The organism is Dickeya dadantii NCPPB 898 (assembly GCF_000406145.1).
Taxonomy (GTDB): Bacteria; Pseudomonadota; Gammaproteobacteria; order Enterobacterales; family Enterobacteriaceae; genus Dickeya; species Dickeya dadantii.
Genome location: NZ_CM001976.1, coordinates 1,942,860 through 1,963,499, shown reverse-complemented (window position 1 = coordinate 1,963,499; position 20,640 = coordinate 1,942,860). Strand labels below are relative to the sequence as shown.

Sequence of the window (20,640 nt, the reverse complement as noted above, 5' to 3'; positions counted from 1 at the left end):
CTTTCCCGCGCGAGAAACCCTCACCGCGTTAACGATACAAAATGTGACCTTAAGGCCCGCCCGCCGCGTCCGGAAGCGATACGGCCGTGAGCATGGCAGAGACGCGAAAATAGAGGACTGCACGAAAAGAACAGCCAATGTCGCGATGACATTGGCTGCTGATCAGGCTGTACGGAGAAATATGTCCGTTATGATGAAAACGCTTATTTGGTTACAGTCTTCGCTGCTGCCACCGCGTCATGCAGGTTCAGGCGCTGCCAGAAGTTGGCATCCACCCCGCCGGAAGAGAGCGGATAGCCGTCGGCTATCGCGGTTTTTACCATCAGCGCCCGGCGCTGGGCCGCGCTCAACTGCGGCAACGGCCCTTCCAGCAGCACTTCCGCCCCTTCAGGTACCTTGACCGGCTGGGCTTTCACTTTCGCCACCGGCAGATTGTAGGTCATGGTGTAGCGGTAGAACGACGTCATCGCCGGGTCGGTGTAAGGGTCGTTTCTACCCTGTGGTTTGGCGCATTCGGCCAGCGTCGTGCCGCAGGCTTTTTCCAGCGCGGCACGCAGCTGGGTTTTGGCGTCGTTGAACAGCACGCGGTATTTCGGGTCGTTCAGGAAATGCGCCACGCTGCGCTCGGCCGCCATGCGACCGCCGATCACATCCAGCGGATAATGCACCCCCAACACCAGGCGGGAATAGCCGTAGGTGGCGGCGCGGTCAATCAGCGGCACGAAACGCTCCGGCAGCATCTGCGCCAGCAACAGCGCGTCGTTATACCCGCCGTTGGTATGGCCGCTGGGGAACGAACCGCCCGACGCCGTATAACGGGCGTTATCCGCCACGACGGCGGTATCCGGCACCAGATGGATGTTGTTGCCCGGCTGTTTGAACGGCCGCGGGTAGTTAAAGGCGTTTTTCGCCGCTGACGTGCTGACATTGGTAGCCTTGATCAACGCGGCGGCCTTACCCATTTCGCCTTTCTGGTAGACATCGAGAAACGCTTTGCCCAGCTTCGGCCCCAGCGCTTCCGCCAGCGCGTACAGATAGCGGGTGTTTTCCGCATCAATCAGCGCTTTCTGGCGCAGCGGCAGGGTTGACTCCAAATTGATGCGCTCAACCGTCGCCAGGTTTTTCTGCAACACCGACGCCGGCAGGGTTCTGAACCCTTCCAGCAGTTTCACGCTGGCCTGCTGTTGATCTTTAGGGTTGAAAACGTAACCGGTCGCTTTCAGCCATTTCATATCGCCCTGCGGTTCTCCCTGATCCGGCGCTTTATCCAGCACCGCGCGAGTCAGCTTCGGTGCGACTCCCTGCAAGGCTTTTTGCAGGTATTGCTGCACCTGCTGCTGCATCTCAATGACCGGGGCGCTGTTGCTGGCCTCGGTGGTGGTTTGCAACAGGCTGACTTGCGGCAATTGGGAATCGCTGCGGGAAGCGGCCTGTGCCGGTACTGTCGCCAGTGCGCAAGCCACCGCCATGAACACGTAAGAGTAGCGCATGATATGTCCTTTTTATTGTCACGGATTATCGTCGAGGATAGGAAACCGCATCAGCCTAATCGGCGCTGATGACAGTTCGGTGAAACTTTTTTAATAACAGGCACTTTCACTACGAATATCGCCCGACCAGTATAGGCACGGGCCGGCCCCGGCGCGAGAGAGCCGTACCGGTTTAGCGATATAAAATGGTGATGGGAAAACAAAACACGAGACAGGAAAAACAGACGCCATGGATCCACCACAGCGTCTTGAACACTCAGGCGTAAGCCGGATAAGCCTCGTCAATCACGCGGGCGAACGCCTGGCACATGGCGTCGTCGCCGTACTGGTTATCCGCCAGCACCTCGTCGCCGTCCACCACCTGGATACGGGCGTTGAGGTCGAAATCCGCCGCCGGTTGCGGGCGCGCCACGGCGGCGGCGATGGTCGCCTGCGCCTGCCGCCAGGCTTCATCCACCGTCAGGTTGCATTCGCGGGCCAGATAATCCGGATTGAACCCTTCACCGGTCAGGTCGCGCAGCGTTTCATCGTGGGTCAGGCTGTTGCCGGGCTGCCAGTAATGGCGGGTCAAAGCCGGGCCGATCGCCGGGTTATCGGTCAGGTAACCGTCGCGCCGCAGGAAGAAATGCCGCGTTTGCTCCACCGCCATCATCGCCAGCAGATACCCCTGATACGAACAGGCCGACTCCATCGACAGCAGATGCGGAATCGCCATGGTCGGACGCGGGCTGCCGTTGATGCCGAGAATGCGCCGTTCGATGTCGCGCGCCAGTTGCAAAATCGCCTCTGGGGTGCGTTCCTCGTCATCCATGCAGTACAGTTGCCATTCGAAATACGGCACCAGCAGAATATGGCGTTCGTTGAAGGCGCGCATTGGCTGACGAGCGCGGATATCAGCCTGAATCAACGCATCGGGGATCGGCTCGCCCTGCGCGTTATGCGCATAACGTTTCAGCCAGTCGGCGTCCTGCAGCAGGCTGTCGCAGAACATCGATTGGGTTTCGGCGTAGGCCATCGAGGTCGGCGGGAACTCCTGGGCGAAACAAGGCGCATTCTGGCGGATATTGGCGAAATGCGCCGCATGGCCGCCCTCATGGAACAGCGTGTTGATGCCGTTGGCGCCGCTGCCTACCTGATCCGGCTGCGCCAGACTGGTGAAGTTGATACGCGCGGGCAGCCACTGGCCTTGATCCACAAACGGCGGCACCGGCTGGTGCATAAAGCCGTTTTCATATTTGCCTTTGCGCACCAGCAGGTCGAGCTGCATCTGCGCGCCGCTAAAACCGATATGCAGGCGCTTGAAGCTGTTGACCCAGCGGGACAGCGACGCGGAAAACGGGAAATAAGGATCCAACTGACGGGTGACATCGCCGGTGCTGGCGTAGCGCACATTCCACGGCTGCAACGCCGACTCGCCCTTTTCCGCCGCCAGTTGACGCAGGCTGCGCAGGTTGGCGTCACGCGTTTGTTCTTCGAAACGATCCAGAATGGCGAACAGCTGTTCCGGCGTCATGCGCTCGGTCTTGTTCACCTTGTAATCGAAGTAGTTGCGATAGCCCATCTGGCGCGCAAAGCGGTTACGCAGGCTGACCAGCGCCGGGAATCCATGATTGACCAGCCACTGCTCCAGATCGCGCAGCGCCTGCTGCGAACTACGGCGATACGCTTCATTATCATTGGTGACCTGATTGGTCAGCAGCTCGCCCAGCGAGGCGGAAACCCGCTCGCCCTGCTCATTGAGGTGGGTCGGTTGATGCGTTTTGCGGCGGGAAAACAGATCGTTCTCCGCGGCGATGAGTTCATCCATCAGCGCCTGTGCCTGCGGATCTTCAATCACATTGCAGTCAAAAAAACGGTACCAGCCGCGTAAACCGTGCAGCAGCGCGTCACGCGCTTCGCCGGCGGGAGCCGCGTCGACGGCCGCAATGTGCTGCCGCAGTTCGGCCAGCCGGGATGATTGCGAAATAAAACGCTTCCAGGCGCTTTCCGCTTCGGCGAAGCGGGCGGAAACCGTTTCGTCGCCGGTTCCCATATAACGCTGCCAGAAAAGATCCTCTTTGGTTTGATGCACCGCCAGATAATCGCGGTTCAGGGCGTCAAAATACGCCTTAGCCTGTTGCATGTGGTTGTTCCTTACTTATCGTTAATCGTTATGATCAACCCAGTCGTTTTCGTATCGTCGAAACCGCCTGCTCCATTGAGGCCACCTCGCCGCTGCCGACCAGACAGCATGCCAGTTGCAGGCGAATCGCCTGCGGTATCGGTTGTTCGCCCGCCAGGCAGGCTTCCGTCCAGCGGGCGGTGGCGGCGGCATCCTTCGCCGAAGGCAGCGCCGCGCTGTCTACCGCGATATCCTGTCGCCATTGCAGGATGTCCCGCCGTTGCTCACGGATGAAATGAATTTCCGGGCAGCGCTGCGGGTTAGCGTAAACCTCGCCTTCGGTGCCGTGCATCAGCAACGCGCGGCCGTTAATGTCCTCAAAGAACGTGCCGACCCGGCCGACATACTCCGGATGCGACACGCTCGCCAGCCGCAACGCCGCGGCTTCACCAAACGGCGTGGCCAGCTTGGCCAGCGTATGGGCGCTGTTACGCACCCCCATACGCCAGCGTAGATCCAACTGACGTTCGATAGCGGGACAGAGCAGCGATACCGGCATAAACACCGGTTCACCCCGGTCGAGCCGCTGCTGCGCCGCCTGCGCGTCGCTCACCGGCGCGATGCCCAGTTCGCGGAAAATCGCCTCGCTGGTCACGCGGCTCGGGTCGCGGCTCACGCCGTGCACCACCACCGGCAGCCCCAGCCGGTGCAGCAGCAGCGCCAGCAACGGCGTCAGGTTGGCCTGTTTGCGGGCGCCGTTATAGCTGGGGATCACCACCGGCATCGGGCTGCCGGCCGGTGCGGACAGACGCAACGTCTGTTCGCTCATCGCCTGATAGAAACCGCGCATTTCGGCTTCGGATTCACCCTTGATGCGAAATGCGATCAACAGCCCGCCCAGCTCCAGCTCGGGCACCTGATCATTCAGTATCTGACCATACAACTGATAAGCCGTGTCCTGATCCAGATCGCGCGCATGATTTTTGCCGCGGCCAACCTCTTTAATGATTCGGGTGTAATCCATGGTGTGCTCTCATTGGTAAGGCGACGGTTAGACGGTGTCCCAGACCGGGCGAGCCGATGACGCCCGTCCGCGCCGATGGCGCCGGTCATAGCAGGACAACTGTCTGGAAACATAGCATGAATTTGTCACCGGGGAAGCGCGAAATCGCCGTTGCCGCCCCGGATCCGAGGCGGCAAGGAAACACGGTCAGCCGTTACAGCTTACTTTTGATGCGACTGATAGCCTGATCGTAGGTGGCGCTGTCTTTCTGCGCCTTGGCCAACTGATAATGACGCAGGGCGTCGTCCAGTTGCCCGGCCGCTTCATAGATTCGGGCGATGTTATAGTAGGAACTGGCGCGCACCGTTGCCGCGTTCGGCCCGTCCGCCAGCGCGATCGCCTTACGGTTTGCCCAGATGGCTTCGGCGATGCGGTCCAGTTTCTGGTAAGCCAGCCCCAGATTACTGTACGCCTGGCTGAATACCGCATCCTGCTCAATCGCCTGCTGGTAAAACGCAATCGCGCTTTCCAGATCGCCGCGGCGGTAGGCGTCTTCGCCCTGACGGTTCAGCGCTTTCGCCGCCGCCTGATTGACGTTGACCGTACCGGTCGCCGCCCGGCCGGACAGCTGCCCGCTGACCCCGGCGGCAACGTTATTGGGGTCCTGATAGCCGGTCTGTTTGATGGTGTTGATATCTTCAAAATCGCCGTTCGGGTTCAGGCGGAATACCGTCCACAGATTGCCGACCTGATTGCGCGGCACGCTATAGGTTCTGACCAGCGACTGCCCGACGTAGACGAATACTTTCGCCTGACTGTTCGAGAGTGCGGCCTGATCCGGCTCATGAATATGCGTGTAGTCGTGTACCGCGTACAGGTAACTTTCGCCGAAACGCTTTTTCTCGATGGTGATGGTTTCCGGGCCGTAACTGTCGACGTCATCCACATCCAGGTTAGCGTCCGGTCCCTTTTGATTGTCGAAATAGATATGGCTGTTGCCATAGACCAGATGCGAGTCAAGGTCGGCCGGCGTCGCGCCCCAGGTCAGCACGATACGCATCCCGTCCAGATTCTTCATCACCGGGCTGATGGCGTAGGTCAGCCCGTCGCACGGGCACTTGACCACCAGGTTGGAAAATCCCGGCTTTTTGATAATCAGCAAGGCATTCTCATCGGCGGCGAACGGCGGCGACAACTGCACCTGCCCCAGCGCATTGGTACGCCCTACCGCCGTCTGTGCGCCATCGCGTTGCAGCATCACATCGGCCTCGGCGATTTTTTTATCTTTAATGGTGGCGTCAAGCACCTCAATACTGACCGGCGCGGCCGAAGCCTGCGACAGGAACAGCAGTGCGCCGAGCGCCATGATTTTTTTATTCATCACACATCCTTATCGAATCATCAAACGTCAGGCTGCGTTGCATACGCACCGTTAGCCGCGATGCGACGTGCAGGCACAGTCTGTCACACCGCAGCCAACAGGCCACGGCGACGATATGATAGGGATTTACTGGCCGCCTGTCAGAAAAAACGCATGAATAACAGCAAGCTACTCATCATCCGGCATGTCACGCTGTTCGATGGGAAACACCGGCAAGGCGGCCAGCAGCTGAGCGCCGTAGCCTTTGGTCAGTAAGCGCCGGTCATAGATGACGATTTCACCGAAGCAGTCGTGACTACGAATCAATCGGCCGACCTGCTGAATCAGGCTGAATGAGGCGCTCGGCAAGCTCTGCACTACAAACGGGTGGCGCTTGAGGCTTTTCAGCCACTCACCCTCGGTGAGGATCACCGGGCTGTCTACCGGTGGAAAGGCAATCTTGTGGATATGCACCTGCGACAGCAGTTCACCCTTAAGATCCAACCCTTCGGCGAAGGATTGCAGGCCGATCAGCACGCTGGTCTGGCCCTGCTGTACCCGTTGGCGGTGCAATTCCACCAGCCGGTAGCGCGGCTGATCGCCCTGCACCAGCAGCATCAGCCGCAGGTCGGGTACCTCGGTCAGAAACTGCTGCATCGCCCGCTGGCTGGCGAACAGCATCAGCATCCCCTTGTGGACATCCCGCCGCAGTTCGGCACGGAAAAACTGCGCCATCTCGGCGAGATGTTCAGCTTCATGCGTGATCAGCGGTTCATGGCGCATACGCGGGATCACCAGCTTGCCCTGCTCGCAGTGGTTGAACGGCGAATCCAGCGCGATAAAGGTATCGCCCTCTTCCTCGTCCAGCCCGGACAGTTCTTTCAATCGGGAGAAACTGTTGAGCGAGCGCAGCGTCGCCGAGGTGACCACCACGTGCGACAGATTGCGCCACAGCAACCGGTCCAGTTGGTCGCACACGCGGATGCCGGCGCAGTGAAAATACAGGTGCAGCTGATTATCGCGTCGTTCCCGCAGCAGCCATTTCGACACCGGCGCGTTAGAGGATTTCTCCAGCGCCGCCAGCCGCCATAGCTTGCCCTGCGCTTCCCAGTAACCGTTCAGACGGCTGATGCGCAGCATCGCCTGATGTAACTTAACGACATCATGCTTGCCGGTTTTTTCCGCCAGATCGTTGAGCAGGTATTCCGCCAGCCCGCGCAGGCTATCGGCAAGCTTAAACAGCCGATTGCAGCACTCGCGCATCTCCTCCGGCAGTTCTCCCATCGGGAAACGGTAATCGGCGTCCGGCTGGGCCGGCGGCAAAAACAGGCTGCTCAGCCGCTCGAACAGTTGCAACTGCTCCCGTATCTCGCCGCAGTGATCGCCCAGCCTGTCGGGCTGCATCAGCCGCGGCGGCGATTTGGGCGGGAACTGCGCCAGACACAGCCCCACCTGCTGAACCAGTTGATCCATCTGGTGTTGCACCGCGCTGACCGTCACCTCGCCGGACATCTCCAGCGCGTCGCGCGCCACATCCGGCACGTGATGGCCTTCGTCCAGCACCAGCAGCATGTTTTTCGCCTGCGGCAGTACCGAGTCGCTCTCCATCGCCGCCATCACCAGCGCGTGGTTGGTCACCACCACATCGGCGTCTTCGATTTCCCGACGGGCGAGAAAGAACGGGCATTCGCGGTAATAATGACAGTTGCGCCCCAGACAGTTGGCCTTGTCGGTGCTGAGGCGTTGCCACAGCGCGTCGCCGATCGACTCCTGACAATGGTCACGCAATCCGTCCCAGGCATAGCTTTGCAGCGCCAGTTGCAGCCGGGCGCTGGTGGTTTGCTCCTCGCGGCTGGATGGCAGGTGCTCATCCATAAACAGCATCAGATCGCCCTGCGCCGACGCCTCGGTCGCCATCGCCGCCAGATTGCGCGGACAAACATAGCGCCCGCGGCCGAACGCCGCGGTGAATTTCAGTTCAGGAATAAACTGGCGCAGCAGCGGCAAATCCTTGTTGAAGATCTGATCCTGCAACGCCACGTTGGCGGTGCTGACCACCAGCGTTTTCAGCTCCGCGCGTCCGACGGCAATGCCGGGAATCAGGTAGGAAAGCGTTTTGCCCACGCCGGTCGGCGCTTCGAGCACCAAATGACGCTTATAGTCGCCCGCCAGCGCTTTCGCCACCTCGGCGATCATCTGGCGCTGCGGCGCTCGGGAGATAAAATCGGGAATCTGCTGTTGCAGCGCTTTATACCATTCGCCAATCTGCTGCTTTAACGCGGGGGTCAGGGTCATGCCGTCTCACTGTGGTTCAATCTGACCGGTATTGTCCCACAGACCGGCGGCAACGTCAGTAGCCATAGTCAGTGACCATAAGTCAGTGTCCACAAATCAACGGCCGTAATTGTGACGTTGTCACATTTACTCAGGCAGTAGTGGCGCGACACCGACAAATGCGGTTGGCTTGTATCCGGTGCAGGAGGCTCTATAATCGCCGGAACGTCATCATCACCGGAACGTAACCCTTTACCGTCCGGGACATAACAAAAGGATAACCGGATGGATATCAAGAAACTGGGAATCGTCAGTCTATTTGCGCTCTGCGCACTGGGCGGCATCGGCGGCGTGATGCTGGTGGGGTATATCATTATCGTGCACGGCGGCTGACGCCGAACCGGTTAGATCCGGCCGCCCGTCGCGGCGCAGCCGGTTTTTCCTGTCCGGCCCCTGGGAATCATCGCAGGGGCCGTCGCATAAACAACTAGCGTTTATCGTTACTACTTATAGCAGCGTAAAGCTGCCGGTTTTCACGCGCTGAGAATCCAGCCCGATCATCACCTCAAACTTGCCCGGCTCCGCCACCTGCTGCATCTGCGCGTTGTAGAACTTCAGATCCTGCGGCGACAGGGTGAAGGTCAGGGTACGGCTTTCACCCGGCTGCAGCATCACTTTCTGGAAGCCGCGCAGCTCTTTCACCGGGCGGCTGATCGACGCCACCACGTCGTGCAGATAAAGCTGCGCCACAGTTTCCCCGGCGCGCTTGCCGGTATTGGTGACCGTGACCGATGCCTTGACGCTGCCGTTGCGCTTCATGGTCGGGCTGGAGAGTTTCACGTCCGACACTTCAAAGGTGGTGTAACTCAGGCCGTAACCGAACGGATACAGCGGCCCGTTGGCCTCGTCAAAATAGTGCGAGGTGTACTTGTTGGGCGCTTGTGCCGAATACGGACGTCCGGTTGGCAGTTGGTTGTAGTACATCGGGATCTGCCCCACCGAGCGCGGGAAGGTCATCGGCAGCTTACCGGACGGGTTGTAATCGCCAAACAGCACGTCGGCGATGGCGTTGCCGCCTTCAGTACCGCTGAACCAGGTTTCCAGCAGCGCGTTCGCCTGCTGATCTTCACGGCTCAGGTCCAGCGGACGGCCATTCATCAGCACCAACACCAGCGGCTTGCCGGTGGCTTTCAGCGCGGAAATCAGCGCCTTTTGCTCCGGCGGAATGGTAATTTTGGCGCGGCTGGACGCTTCGTGCGCCATCCCCTGAGATTCGCCTACCACCGCGATCACCACGTCGGATTTCTTCGCCACGTCCACCGCTTCATCGATCATCGCCTGCGGCGTGCGTGGGTCGATCTCCACCGACTGGTCATACTGATTCAGGAACTGGACCAGCCCCGGATGATTGGTGACGTTGGAACCTTTGGCGTAATAAACGCGGGCGTTATACCCCACCGCCTTGCGGATTCCCTCGTATACCGTCACCGCCTGCGCCTGACGTCCGGCGGCGGACCAGCTACCGATAATGTCGCGCTTACTGTCGGCCAGCGGCCCCACCACCGCGATGGTGCCGGATTTTTTCAGCGGCAGGATATCAAGACGGTTTTTCAACAGCACCAGACTGCGGCGCGCCACGTCACGCGCTTCCTCGCGGTGCAGACGGCTTTCGGCATTGGTGTCCACCGGGTCGGAACCGACCGGGCCGAGATGGTTGTACGGGTCCTGGAACAGCCCCATATCGTATTTCATGTTCAGCACCTGGCGGCAGGCGTCATCGATATCCTTCATGCTGACCAGCCCGCGCTTGACCAGATCCGGCAGATAGCGCACGAAATACTCGTCGCTCATGCTCATGCCGATACCAGACTGCACCGCAATGCGCGATGCATCGCTCGGGTCCGCCGCCACGCCGTGCTTGATCAGCTCTTTAATAGCGCCGTGGTCGCTGATGGTGATGCCTTTGAAATGCCACTGGTCGCGCAACACGTCTTTCAGCAACCAGCGGTTGGCGGTAGCCGGCACGCCGTTGATGGAGTTGAGCGACGCCATCACGCCGTAGCTGCCCGCGTCAATCGCCGCTTTGTACGGCGGCATGTAATCCTGGAACATGCGCTGCGGGCTCATATCGACGGTGTTGTAGTCACGACCGCCTTCCGCCGCGCCATACAGCGCATAGTGCTTCACGCTGGTCATCAGCGAATGGCGACCGGTCAGGTCGTCGCCCTGAAAACCTTTCACCATCACGCGGGCGATTTCGCTGGTCAGATAGGTGTCTTCGCCAAAGCCTTCGGAGACACGCCCCCAGCGCGGATCGCGGGTAATATCGACCATCGGCGCCCAGGTCATGTTCAGGCCGTCTTCGGTGGCTTCATACGCGGCGATCTTCGCCGACAGCTCCACGGCGCTCATGTCCCAGCTCGACGCCAGCCCCAGACCGATCGGGAACACGGTACGCTGGCCGTGCACCACGTCATAAGCGAAGAACAGTGGAATTTTCAGGCGGCTAAGCTGCATCACCTGATCCTGCATCGCCCGAATGTCCTGCCGGGTGACGGTGTTGAAAATCCCGCCGACCTGACCGTTGCGGATCATGTCGCGAATGGCCTGTTTCGGGTTATCCGGTCCGACGCTGATCAGGCGGAGCTGCCCGATCTTTTCATCCAGCGTCATTTTTTTCATTAGGTCGTTAACGAAGGCATCGCGCTGCTGGGCGGAAGCCGCCTGCGGCGCAGTCTGTTGCAGGGGCGTCTGCGCCCAAAGCGGGCTACAGGCCAGACCGACCGCGAGCGCCAGTGAAGTAAACCATTTCATTGTTATTGCGAATTCCTTGTGCAGCTGCCGGTTAAGGAACGACAACCTGCCCGCTGATAGTGACAAGACAAGGCGGCTAATGTGCCACAAAACCGTCAGCGGAAAAATGGATATCGCGCATTTCCCGCTGATGGTGTGACACAGCACAAGGGCTGGCGAACCATAAAGCAAGTCCCGTACGGCAAGAGGAACGTGCCGACGAGCGCCGGCACGAAAACGTCAGGAGGCGGTGGCGCTCAGCGCCTTGTCCAGCGCGCCGACCAGCCAGTCGATATCGTGTTCCTGAAACGCCAGCGTCGGGCGCAGTTTCAGCACGTTGCCGTGCGGGCCGGCCACTGAGGTCAACACGCGCTGTTCACGCAGCCGTTCGATTACATTCAGCGCCCGTACCTTATCCGGCGTCTTGTTGTCGCGGTCGCTGACCAGTTCGAAACCAATGAACAGCCCGGCGCCGCGCACGTCGCCGACGCAGGCATGGCGATCCGCCAGTCCGGCCAGCTCTTTCAACAACCGGGCGCCCACCACCTTGCTGTGCTCCTGCAGTTTCTCTTCACGGATCACCTTCAGCACCGCCTGCGCGGCCGCCATCGATACCGGGTTACCGCCGAAGGTGTTGAAATAGGGGATCTCGTCGCTGAACGCCGCCAGCACCTCGGGTTTCGCCAGCAGCGCCGATACCGGGATACCGTTGCCCATCGGTTTCCCCATCGTGATGATGTCCGGCACGATGCCGTGACGGGCAAAGCCCCAGAAGGCGTCGCCGGTGCGGGCAAAGCCCGGTTGCACTTCGTCGGCGATGAAAATGCCGCCGTTGGCGTGCACCACATCAATAGCGGCTTGCAAATAGCCGGCCGGCCCCGGCAGCACACCGTCGGAGGAGAAAATCGAATCGGCGAGGAAACCGGCGAATTTGATGCCGTGAGCAGCCATGTCATCGATCTGCTGCTGGATTTGATTGGCAAACCAGGCGCCCAGATCCGGCGCGTCGACGCGATAACGGTCCGGCGCCGGCACCAGCCGGGTAGTCGCGGCAATCGGCTGACCGCTGCCCAGCGCCGGCGACGCGCCGGAGGTCAGCTCGCTGGTGCCGTGATACGCCTCGCGGGTGACGATAATCCCGGTGCCGCCGCTGTAGGCGCGAGCCACCCGAATCGCCAGATCGTTGGCTTCGGAACCGGTGCACATGTACATCGCTTTGGTGATCGCCTTCGGTACCAGCGTCAGCAGGTCTTCGGTGTAATCCAGAATGCGATCGTGCAGGTAACGGGTGTGGGTGTTGAGCTGACACATCTGCGCGTGCACCGCCTCAATCACCGCCGGGTGGCAATGGCCGATGCTGGCGACGTTGTTGTACACGTCCAGATACTGGTTGCCTGCCGCATCCCACAGATATTGCTTCTCGCCGCGCACCAGATGCACCGGGTTGCGGTAGAACAGCCGGTAAGAATCGCCCAGCACCCTGCCGCGTTTTTCCGTCAGCGTGCGGATGTCGTCTGTCAGTGCCGCCGCATGTTCCGCACGGAAGCTGTTGGTATCCATGATGGTTGAACGTGTCGCCATGATGACTCCAGATGAAAGTAATGTACTCAATGAAAGTAATGTACCCAACGCGTGATGGCCGCCGGCTCTCCGGTGCCGCCTGATGAGCACTACCCTACACCAAAAGCAACAAAATACACAAATACAAAAATACGCACTATTTTGCGACGTAAAAATCACCAAAAAAGTGCATCGCCACGGCGGCCGGGCACGCCAAATCGCCGCATAAAACCCCAGATAAAATTAAATAAAAAACAAATAAATAGATAAATATCGCTCGTTCCGACATGTTTCACCTCGCCCAATTGCCAAAATCTGCACAGCTGTTATGCTAAAAAGCACAAAATCACACAATCGACGTATTGTCTGTCGACCCTGATCGTCCGCCGCCTTGTCGTTATAATGGCGGCGACCGCTACCTGACCGAGAGAATGCCCGCTGATGCTTGAAGAAACCCGCCTGCACCGTATCCGCCTGCTGCTGTCGTCCCTTAACCGGGTCACTACCGACCACATCATTCAGCATTTGGGGGTATCGCGGGAAACCGTGCGGCGCGATGTGCTCAAGCTGGAAGCGCAAGGCGTGCTGCGCCGGGTGCATGGCGGCATCGTCGCGACCGGCGCCGAACCGGAGCCGCCGCTGTCGGTGCGCAACACGGTGCGGGAACAGGAAAAGCTGGCGATCGCCCGGCTGGCGGTACAGCAGCTAAAAGCCGGTCAGACGCTGTTTATCGACGCCGGCAGCACCACCACCCTACTGGCTGGCGAACTTCTCCCTCTGCCGGGCATGACTATCATCACCAACAGCCTGAATGTGGCGCTGAAACTCACTTCCGGTGACGCTGATGAACGCTTGCCGCACGAGGTGATTCTGCTCGGCGGGCACATGGGCGCGTCCGCACAGGCCACCAGCGGTGCGCTGACGGTAATGGAAATCCAGCGCTACCGCGCCGATATCGCGCTGCTGTCGCCGGTCGGCATCGCCAGCCAGTCCGGCGCCAGCAGCTTCTCCCATCATGAAGCGGCGATTGCGGGCGCGATGGCGCGCTGCGCCAGACAACGCATCATGCTGGCGGATCACAGCAAGGTCGGCGTGACCAGCCGCATTCTCTATGCCGCCCCCACCGATATCGACATGCTGATTACCGACGCCGCCAGCGTCCACAACGCCGATTACCCCGCGCTACAGGCGGCCTGCGGACAAGTGCTGCTGGCCTGAGACGGTTTTCCCGCCAATCAGACGGTGCCATGCCACTGATTTCGTGGTACATCTGGACGATACGGTTATACACCACCTTACATCCCCACGGAGGAAAACATGTATCAGTTGCACATCGCCAATAAAAACTATTCGTCCTGGTCGCTGCGCCCCTGGATCCTGCTAAAAGTACTGGATATCCCGTTTGAAGAGCGGCTGACCCCGTTTGCGTCCGGCCCGGTTCAGACCGCCTTCAAAACCTTCTCGCCGACCGGCAAGGTGCCGTGCCTGACGGATGACGACATCACCGTCTGGGATTCGTTGGCCATCACCGAGTATCTGGCGGAAAACCACCCGTCGGTCTGGCCGCAGGATAAGGCCGCTCGCGCCTGGGCGCGCAGCGCGGCGGCGGAAATGCACTCCGGCTTCGGCGCGCTGCGCAACCAGTGTTCGATGAGCTGCGGCGTGCGGGTGAAGCTGCACGCCATCACCCCAGCGTTGCAGAGCGATATCGATCGGCTGAATCAGCTGTGGCGGGAAGGCATACAGCGGTTTGGCGGGCCGTTTCTGGCGGGCGCGCGGTTCAGCGCGGTAGACGCGTTTTTCGCCCCGGTGGTATTTCGGGCGCAAACCTACGGCCTGACGCTGACCGGCGAGGCTGAACGCTACGCCAGCCACATGCTGGCGCAGCCGGCGATGCAGTTATGGTACCAGCAGGCGCTGACGGAAACCTGGCGTGAAGCGGAGCATGAAGACGAGGTGGCAAACTGGGGTCAGATCGTACAAGACTGGCGGACGGCGCCGTAACGCCGCCCTATCCTGGGTTACTCGTCCACGGCGGCCGTGACGTCGGCGCCGTGCGGCTGGCGCGACGCCAGCGACTTCTGTTTCTTGTAGCTCAGCGCCGCTTCCGGCACCGGGCTGACTTTGCCGGTTTCCAGCCAGTTGCGCAGGCGGTTGGCATCGGCGAAGTGGGTGAATTTGCCGAACGCATCCAGCACCACCAGCGACACCGGCCGTCCGTTGATCACCGTGCGCATCACCAGACAGTGGCCGGCCTGATTGGTAAAGCCGGTCTTGGTCAGTTGGATGTTCCAGTCCTGACGATAAATCAGATGGTTAGTGTTGCGAAACGGCAGACTGTAGGACGGCTGGGTAAACACCGCGTTTTTTTCCTGCGTCGTGCTGAGCTGGCTCAGCAGCGGATACTGCTTGGACGCGATCAGCAGTTTGGTCAGGTCGCGGGCGGTGGAGACGTTGCTGGTCGACAGCCCGGTCGGTTCCACATAGCGGGTATGGGTCATGCCCAGCGCTCTCGCTTTGGCGTTCATCGCGGCGATAAACGCCTGATACCCGCCGCGGTAATGGTGCGCCAGGCTAGCCGCCGCGCGGTTTTCCGACGACATCAACGCCAGCAACAGCATGTCGTGGCGGCTGATTTCGCTGCCCAAACGCACGCGGGAATAGACCCCTTTCATCTCTTTGGTCTGGCTGATATCAACGGAAATGCGCTCGTCCAGCGGCTGATTAGCGTCCAGCACCACCATGGCGGTCATCAGTTTGGTGACCGAGGCAATCGGCACCACTACATCCGGATTGGCGGAATAGAGCACCTCGTTATTACGTAAATCCACCACCATCGCGCTACCGGAGGCGATCTCCTGACGGGATGTGACATGTTGTGTCGTAGGCGTTTTGGCGACGGCCTGCGGCGCAAAGCAGACAGGCGCGGAAAGCAACAGCAGGCTTACAACGGAAAGCCGAAATTTTTTATTCATTATTCAATAGCTTAAACAGTATACTGTTAACTGAAAAAAGAGACCGACGCATTATAATGCGCCCCTGGATAGCGTGCACTCCACCTGCTGAAAAAGCTTTGTGACAAAGTTTGACAGCCGCGCCGCCTGCCCGTTCAGCGGTTGTCATCGGGTTAGTGATAACGGATACTGGCCGCGCGTATCGCGCCGGCGGCCACACCGGGCGATGCCTCGACGACAATCCAGACCATCGACGACCCCAAAAGGATGAAACCGTGTCCGACAAGGAACAGACCGCGGGCGTTCAGCGCCCGGTGCTGACACTGCCCAATCAGGCCGACAAACTGTTGCTGCACTCCTGCTGCGCCCCCTGCTCCGGCGAAGTGATGGAAGCCATCACCGCTTCCGGCATTGATTACACCATCTTCTTTTATAACCCGAACATTCATCCGCAGCGCGAATATCTGATCCGCAAGGAAGAAAATATTCGTTTTGCCGAAAAGCATGGCGTTCCCTTTGTCGACGCGGATTACGACAGCGATAACTGGTTTGAGCGCGCCAAAGGTATGGAATGGGAGCCGGAACGCGGCATTCGCTGTACCATGTGCTTCGATATGCGTTTTGAGCGCACCGCGTTATACGCCCACGAGCACGGTTTTTCGGTTATCTCCAGTTCGCTGGGCATTTCCCGCTGGAAGAACATGCAACAGATCAACCAGTGCGGCAGCAATGCCGCCGGCCGCTACCCCGGCATGACGTACTGGGACTATAACTGGCGTAAAGGCGGCGGCTCGGCGCGGATGATTGAAATCAGCAAGCGGGAACACTTCTACCAGCAGGAGTACTGCGGTTGCATCTACTCGCTGCGCGACACCAACAAACACCGCAAGGCACAGGGCCGCGACATCATCCGCATCGGCAAACTCTATTACGGCGATGACGCCCCGTCCGATAGTTAATCCGCGATCGGCTCAGTCCGCCCGGCGACGCCGGGCGTTCAGTTTATATTTCGTCATGGTTATATTCCGTTATAGCCATATTCCGTTATAGCCGTGTCCCGCAACGAATATGCCCCGCTGTTCGCCTAATAACCCAGCAGTTGCCGATAGGAGCGGGTTTCAATATTGCTCATCTGCAACCCCAACCGCAAGGCGCAATCCTGACAATGCTCGCCCAGAATATCCAGTTCCGCCTCTTCCTCGGTCATGCAGGAGATCTCCACAAAATGCCCCAGCGACTCGATATAATCCAGCGTGATATGGAACCGGTCGAGAAAATAGATGCTGCGGGTTTTATTCACTTCGAAGATCGGCAGAAACCCCAGCGTTTTCAGCATACTGTCCGTCATGTCGCACGACTCGATATTGACAGCTTCGCAGCGTCCGGTACGCGGCCCTTTTACAATCCAGAGCTTAATTCCCGAGGGCGCCATGCGGCGTAATAACATGCTGATATTCTGTCGCCCCAGCGCTTTCTCCGCTGAATCATAATAAATATCGTTTTCCTTATTTTCGAACACAAATGACTCAGGATGATGGCTGAATAAATTTTCACGGAAAGCGCTAATATCCTGAATACGAAATTTCAATTCAACTTCATATTTCCCTCTGAAATGCTCGTGCACGTTCTTTCTCCGCTTATCGGTTCTCTCTGACGCGTCTCATTATGGGGTGAATACGGGCAGGGACGGGCGTCCAGATAACGTTATGTTTGTTATTAAACAATATTATTATCATGCTAATTTTCTTATTCGAGCTGTCGCCGCTACGCAGCGAATCAGTGCGGCTTAGCGCCGCATACAGACCGGAACGCTCCCCGCATAGCGGCAAGCAGACCACGCCGGCCGGCAATCTTATCGGCACGTTTTGCTGAAATGAGAACCACAAACACAGGCACGGTGCGCCGGCACCATGCTAAAAGAAGAGAACGGATTAAACAGACGCCCCATCTATTCCTTACCCGAAATTCCTTACCAGAAAACAAATCCCTCATGTTTCATCATGATGGATTTGCAAAAGAAATCTCATTCAGTAAATGCCAATCAATCCGGTTTTACCGGAATTCATTGCATGAACGCCGATAACTGGATTTTCGCGCTGCCCCGAATTGACCGCAATACGGAACACGGTGTTTTACACCACCAGCCCGCTATTCCATCGGATCATTATTACAAAACGGTTTTTCGCTACTCATGTATAGATACGAAAGCGTAATAATTCAATCCACCTGCTCCCGTTTTGCCGATTAAACAGGCACATTGTTGTAAATTTTCTTTTCACGAAGAAATCGTCGCCGTAGTCGCTCTGCGGGTAACCCGCTCGCCGCCTGCCCGCCGCCTTTCCGTTCGGGTAAACGTGCTCAGGCCATTGCCCACGGCACGATATCCGCTCATTCGATGGCGTCGATAACCCGTTCGATATCAGCCGAGGTAGTCAGCGCGCGAATCCGGCTGAACAGATCGCTCGCCTCGTCGTACTCTTTGCGCAGATAGCCCAGCCACTGCTTGATGCGCGCCACGTGATACAGGCCGGTGTCGCCCTGCTTTTCCAGCCGCACGTATTTCTGCAACAGTTGCACCACCTCCGGCCACGGCATACGCGCCTCGCGGTATTTGATCACCCGGCTCAGGTTGGGCACGTTGAGCGCGCCGCGGCCAATCATTACCGCGTCGCACCCGGTGGCGGCCATACAGTCCTGTGCGCTTTGCCAGTCCCAGATTTCGCCGTTGGCGATCACCGGAATACGCAGACGCCGGCGGATTTCGCCAATCGCCGCCCAGTTGATGCGCTCCGCCCGATAGCCGTCCTCCTTGGTGCGGCCATGTACCACCAGCTCGTTGGCTCCGGCCTGTTGCACCGCATCGGCAATCTCGAACTGGCGTTCGCCGGAGTCCCAGCCCAGCCGCACCTTCACCGTCACCGGCAGCGATGACGGCACCGCCTCGCGCATTGCCCTGGCGGCCCGGTAGATCAAATCAGGGTCTTTGAGCAGCGTGGCGCCGCCGCCGCTGCCGTTGACCATTTTCGACGGGCAACCGCAGTTAAGATCAACGCCCCAGGAACCCAGTTCCACCGCCCGGGCGGCGTTTTCCGCCAGCCATTGCGGGTACTGGCCGAGCAGTTGCACCCGCACCCGCGTGCCGGACGGCGTACGGCTGCCGTGGCGCAATTCCGGGCACAGGCGATAAAAGGCTTTTACCGGCAGACGGCTATCCACCACCCGCAAAAACTCGGTGATGCACAGATCGTAATCATTCACTTCGGTGAGCAATTCCCGCACCAGGGAATCCAACACCCCTTCCATCGGGGCCAGTAAAACGCGCATAACTCGACTCATCATAAAAAAGGCAGGCAATGGTACTGTCGACGGGAGAAACTGTCGATGGGAGAAGCTGTCGGCAGGTGAAACTGTCGACGGGAGTGACAGCACAATGAGAATAGGAAAAAGAACCGGCGGGAAAGCCAGGGCTTTCCCGCTGCGGCGCTGAGATTACTGCCGGATATCCACCTGATAGAAAATGTGCTTGCCGAACGGATCGATTTCATACCCGGTCACCGTATTGCGCACCGGCTCAAAGATAGTCGAGTGCGCGATCATCACCGCCGGCGCCTGCTCATGCATCATGAACTGCGCCTGACGGTATAATTCCACGCGTTTCTGGTGATCCTGCTCGGCGCGCGCGTCGGTAATCAGCTTATCAAACGGCGGGTAGCACCATTTGGCGGAGTTGGACCCGCCATTGGCGGAAGTACAGGTAAACAGCGGGCCGAAGAAATTGTCCGGATCGCCGGTGGCGGTGGTCCAGCCCATCAGCGCCGCCTGATGCTCGCCGCTCCTCACCCGTTTGAGGTATTCGCCCCACTCGTAACTGACGATATTTGCTTTTACCCCCACCTTCGCCCAGTCGGCCTGAATCATTTCCGCCATGCGGCGCGCATTGGGGTTATACGGTCGCTGTACCGGCATCGCCCACAGATCGATAGCGGTTCCTTCCGCCAGCCCGGCGTCTTTCAGCAGCGATCTGGCTTTTTCCGGGTCGTATTCATCGTCCTTCAGGTCGGCTGCCGCGCTCCATACGCCGGGCGGCAGCAGGTTTTTGGCCGCGCTGCCGGTGCCCTGAAACACCGCCTCGATAATCGCCGGTTTGTTGATCGCCATCGTCAGCGCCTGACGCACCTTGACGTTATCCAGCGGCGCTTTGCGGGTATTGAAGGCCAGAAAACCGATATTCAAGCCGGCTTTCTGCATCAGGGTAATGTCCTTGTTATTCTTCATGTCCGCCAGCTCCGCCGGATTGGGAAACGGCATCACCTGACATTCGTTCTTGCGCAGCTTGGCGTAACGCACCGAAGCGTCCGGCGTGATGCTGAACACCAGCCGGTCCAGTTTCGCTTTGCCCTGCCAGTAATTCGGGAACGCCTGATACAGGATGCGGGAATCTTTCTGGTACTGCGCCAGTTGGAACGGGCCGGTACCGATCGGTTCCAGATCCACTTTCTCCGGCGTGCCGGCCTTCAGCATCTGGTCGGCGTATTCGGCGGACAGGATCGACGCGAAATACCAGGCCAAATCGGCCAGAAACGGCGCTTCCGCATGGCTCAGGGTAAAGCGCACCGTATAATCATCCGGCTTGTCGATGGCGGTAATCAGGCTGCGGAACGACAGGCTCTCAAAATTGGCGTAGGTGCCGCCGGATACCTTGTGATACGGATGATTGGGGTCGCGCTGGCGCTGAAAAGAGAAAATTACGTCATCGGCGTTGAAATCGCGACTCGGGGTAAACTGCGCGTTGCGATGAAACTTCACCCCTTTACGCAGATGGAATGTGTACTGGGTGCCATCCGGGCTGATATCCCAGCTTTCCGCCAGGCTCGGCACCAGCTCGGTGGTGCCGACCTTGAAATCCACCAGCCGGTTGTAGATCGGCACCGCGCTGGCGTCCACGCTGGTGCCGGAGGTATACAGCTGCGGGTTAAAATTCTCCGGCGAGCCTTCTGAACAGTACACCAGCGTTTTGGCGCACGCCGCCTGAGCGGCCGCCAGCGTCAGCGCCGCCAGCGCGACGCGCGTTATTGCGTTTTTCATCCCCATCCTCGTTTTTTATT

Annotated in this window: 16 protein-coding genes; 5 read left to right on the top strand and 11 right to left on the bottom strand. The window is 59.1% G+C overall.

The window, feature by feature from the left end; all coding sequences use genetic code 11:
• Window positions 1-203: 203 nt before the first annotated feature.
• From DDA898_RS09110 to dinG, 5 genes are all read right to left on the bottom strand, one after another.
• On the bottom strand, window positions 204-1,490 hold the full coding sequence (locus tag DDA898_RS09110) for an acid phosphatase (protein WP_038911009.1): 1,287 nt from the start codon (window positions 1,488-1,490) through the stop codon (window positions 204-206).
• A gap of 256 nt (window positions 1,491-1,746) precedes the next feature.
• Window positions 1,747-3,612 carry a M3 family metallopeptidase gene (locus DDA898_RS09105; protein ID WP_038911008.1) on the bottom strand — a complete coding sequence of 622 codons (1,866 nt, stop codon included), beginning with the start codon at window positions 3,610-3,612 and terminating at the stop codon, window positions 1,747-1,749.
• A gap of 34 nt (window positions 3,613-3,646) precedes the next feature.
• Complete coding sequence (gene ybiB, locus DDA898_RS09100) at window positions 3,647-4,615, bottom strand: DNA-binding protein YbiB (RefSeq protein ID WP_038911007.1); 969 nt, start codon at window positions 4,613-4,615, stop codon at window positions 3,647-3,649.
• Window positions 4,616-4,808: 193 nt separating this feature from the next.
• Complete coding sequence (locus tag DDA898_RS09095; protein ID WP_038911006.1) at window positions 4,809-5,975, bottom strand: YfaP family protein; 1,167 nt, start codon at window positions 5,973-5,975, stop codon at window positions 4,809-4,811.
• A 168-nt stretch (window positions 5,976-6,143) separates the two neighbouring features.
• Entirely contained in the window at window positions 6,144-8,249 is a 2,106-nt protein-coding gene (gene dinG / locus DDA898_RS09090; RefSeq protein WP_038911005.1) for an ATP-dependent DNA helicase DinG, read from the bottom strand.
• 264 nt (window positions 8,250-8,513) lie between these two features.
• Between dinG and DDA898_RS23650 the strand changes: the two genes are divergently transcribed.
• Complete coding sequence (locus DDA898_RS23650; RefSeq protein ID WP_022633196.1) at window positions 8,514-8,621, top strand: YohO family small membrane protein; 108 nt, start codon at window positions 8,514-8,516, stop codon at window positions 8,619-8,621.
• Between the two features lie 114 nt (window positions 8,622-8,735).
• On the opposite strand, the gene bglX is transcribed toward DDA898_RS23650, so the two are convergent.
• Window positions 8,736-11,042, bottom strand: coding sequence for a beta-glucosidase BglX (gene bglX, locus DDA898_RS09080; RefSeq protein WP_038911004.1), 2,307 nt, complete (start codon window positions 11,040-11,042; stop codon window positions 8,736-8,738).
• 219 nt (window positions 11,043-11,261) lie between these two features.
• Window positions 11,262-12,602 (bottom strand): aspartate aminotransferase family protein, encoded by a 1,341-nt coding sequence (locus DDA898_RS09075; protein ID WP_038911003.1) that lies wholly within the window; start codon window positions 12,600-12,602, stop codon window positions 11,262-11,264.
• A 420-nt stretch (window positions 12,603-13,022) separates the two neighbouring features.
• Here DDA898_RS09075 and DDA898_RS09070 point away from each other — a divergent pair, with 420 nt between their 5' ends.
• Entirely contained in the window at window positions 13,023-13,799 is a 777-nt protein-coding gene (locus tag DDA898_RS09070; RefSeq protein WP_038911002.1) for a DeoR/GlpR family DNA-binding transcription regulator, read from the top strand.
• 99 nt (window positions 13,800-13,898) lie between these two features.
• A complete protein-coding gene (locus tag DDA898_RS09065) occupies window positions 13,899-14,585 on the top strand; it encodes a glutathione S-transferase family protein (RefSeq protein WP_038911001.1) in 687 nt (228 codons plus the stop codon).
• A 17-nt stretch (window positions 14,586-14,602) separates the two neighbouring features.
• On the opposite strand, the gene pbpG is transcribed toward DDA898_RS09065, so the two are convergent.
• The gene (gene pbpG, locus DDA898_RS09060; protein ID WP_038911000.1) at window positions 14,603-15,556 is read right to left on the bottom strand and encodes a D-alanyl-D-alanine endopeptidase; all 954 of its coding nucleotides are present in this window, start codon (window positions 15,554-15,556) and stop codon (window positions 14,603-14,605) included.
• 254 nt (window positions 15,557-15,810) lie between these two features.
• On the opposite strand from pbpG, the gene DDA898_RS09055 reads away from it, so the two are divergent.
• Window positions 15,811-16,494: an epoxyqueuosine reductase QueH gene (locus DDA898_RS09055; protein ID WP_033111791.1), complete on the top strand. Its 684-nt coding sequence runs from the start codon at window positions 15,811-15,813 to the stop codon at window positions 16,492-16,494.
• A gap of 125 nt (window positions 16,495-16,619) precedes the next feature.
• On the opposite strand, the gene cyaB is transcribed toward DDA898_RS09055, so the two are convergent.
• Window positions 16,620-17,159 (bottom strand): class IV adenylate cyclase, encoded by a 540-nt coding sequence (gene cyaB, locus DDA898_RS09050; protein WP_013317513.1) that lies wholly within the window; start codon window positions 17,157-17,159, stop codon window positions 16,620-16,622.
• 286 nt (window positions 17,160-17,445) lie between these two features.
• On the opposite strand from cyaB, the gene DDA898_RS23165 reads away from it, so the two are divergent.
• The gene (locus DDA898_RS23165; RefSeq protein ID WP_152490680.1) at window positions 17,446-17,748 is read left to right on the top strand and encodes a hypothetical protein; all 303 of its coding nucleotides are present in this window, start codon (window positions 17,446-17,448) and stop codon (window positions 17,746-17,748) included.
• 175 nt (window positions 17,749-17,923) lie between these two features.
• On the opposite strand, the gene dusC is transcribed toward DDA898_RS23165, so the two are convergent.
• Entirely contained in the window at window positions 17,924-18,859 is a 936-nt protein-coding gene (gene dusC / locus DDA898_RS09045) for a tRNA dihydrouridine(16) synthase DusC (RefSeq protein WP_038910999.1), read from the bottom strand.
• 165 nt (window positions 18,860-19,024) lie between these two features.
• Window positions 19,025-20,620 carry an ABC transporter substrate-binding protein gene (locus DDA898_RS09040; RefSeq protein ID WP_038910998.1) on the bottom strand — a complete coding sequence of 532 codons (1,596 nt, stop codon included), beginning with the start codon at window positions 20,618-20,620 and terminating at the stop codon, window positions 19,025-19,027.
• Window positions 20,621-20,640 lie beyond the last annotated feature (20 nt).

Coding starts and splice junctions, on each gene's coding strand:
- DDA898_RS09110 (WP_038911009.1), bottom strand. CDS start 1,490: ATGCGCTACTCTTACGTGTTCATGGCGGTGGCTTGCGCACTGGCGACA.
- DDA898_RS09105 (WP_038911008.1), bottom strand. CDS start 3,612: ATGCAACAGGCTAAGGCGTATTTTGACGCCCTGAACCGCGATTATCTG.
- ybiB (WP_038911007.1), bottom strand. CDS start 4,615: ATGGATTACACCCGAATCATTAAAGAGGTTGGCCGCGGCAAAAATCAT.
- DDA898_RS09095 (WP_038911006.1), bottom strand. CDS start 5,975: ATGAATAAAAAAATCATGGCGCTCGGCGCACTGCTGTTCCTGTCGCAG.
- dinG (WP_038911005.1), bottom strand. CDS start 8,249: ATGACCCTGACCCCCGCGTTAAAGCAGCAGATTGGCGAATGGTATAAA.
- DDA898_RS23650 (WP_022633196.1), top strand. CDS start 8,514: ATGGATATCAAGAAACTGGGAATCGTCAGTCTATTTGCGCTCTGCGCA.
- bglX (WP_038911004.1), bottom strand. CDS start 11,042: ATGAAATGGTTTACTTCACTGGCGCTCGCGGTCGGTCTGGCCTGTAGC.
- DDA898_RS09075 (WP_038911003.1), bottom strand. CDS start 12,602: ATGGCGACACGTTCAACCATCATGGATACCAACAGCTTCCGTGCGGAA.
- DDA898_RS09070 (WP_038911002.1), top strand. CDS start 13,023: ATGCTTGAAGAAACCCGCCTGCACCGTATCCGCCTGCTGCTGTCGTCC.
- DDA898_RS09065 (WP_038911001.1), top strand. CDS start 13,899: ATGTATCAGTTGCACATCGCCAATAAAAACTATTCGTCCTGGTCGCTG.
- pbpG (WP_038911000.1), bottom strand. CDS start 15,556: ATGAATAAAAAATTTCGGCTTTCCGTTGTAAGCCTGCTGTTGCTTTCC.
- DDA898_RS23165 (WP_152490680.1), top strand. CDS start 17,446: ATGCTAAAAGAAGAGAACGGATTAAACAGACGCCCCATCTATTCCTTA.
- dusC (WP_038910999.1), bottom strand. CDS start 18,859: ATGCGCGTTTTACTGGCCCCGATGGAAGGGGTGTTGGATTCCCTGGTG.
- DDA898_RS09040 (WP_038910998.1), bottom strand. CDS start 20,620: ATGAAAAACGCAATAACGCGCGTCGCGCTGGCGGCGCTGACGCTGGCG.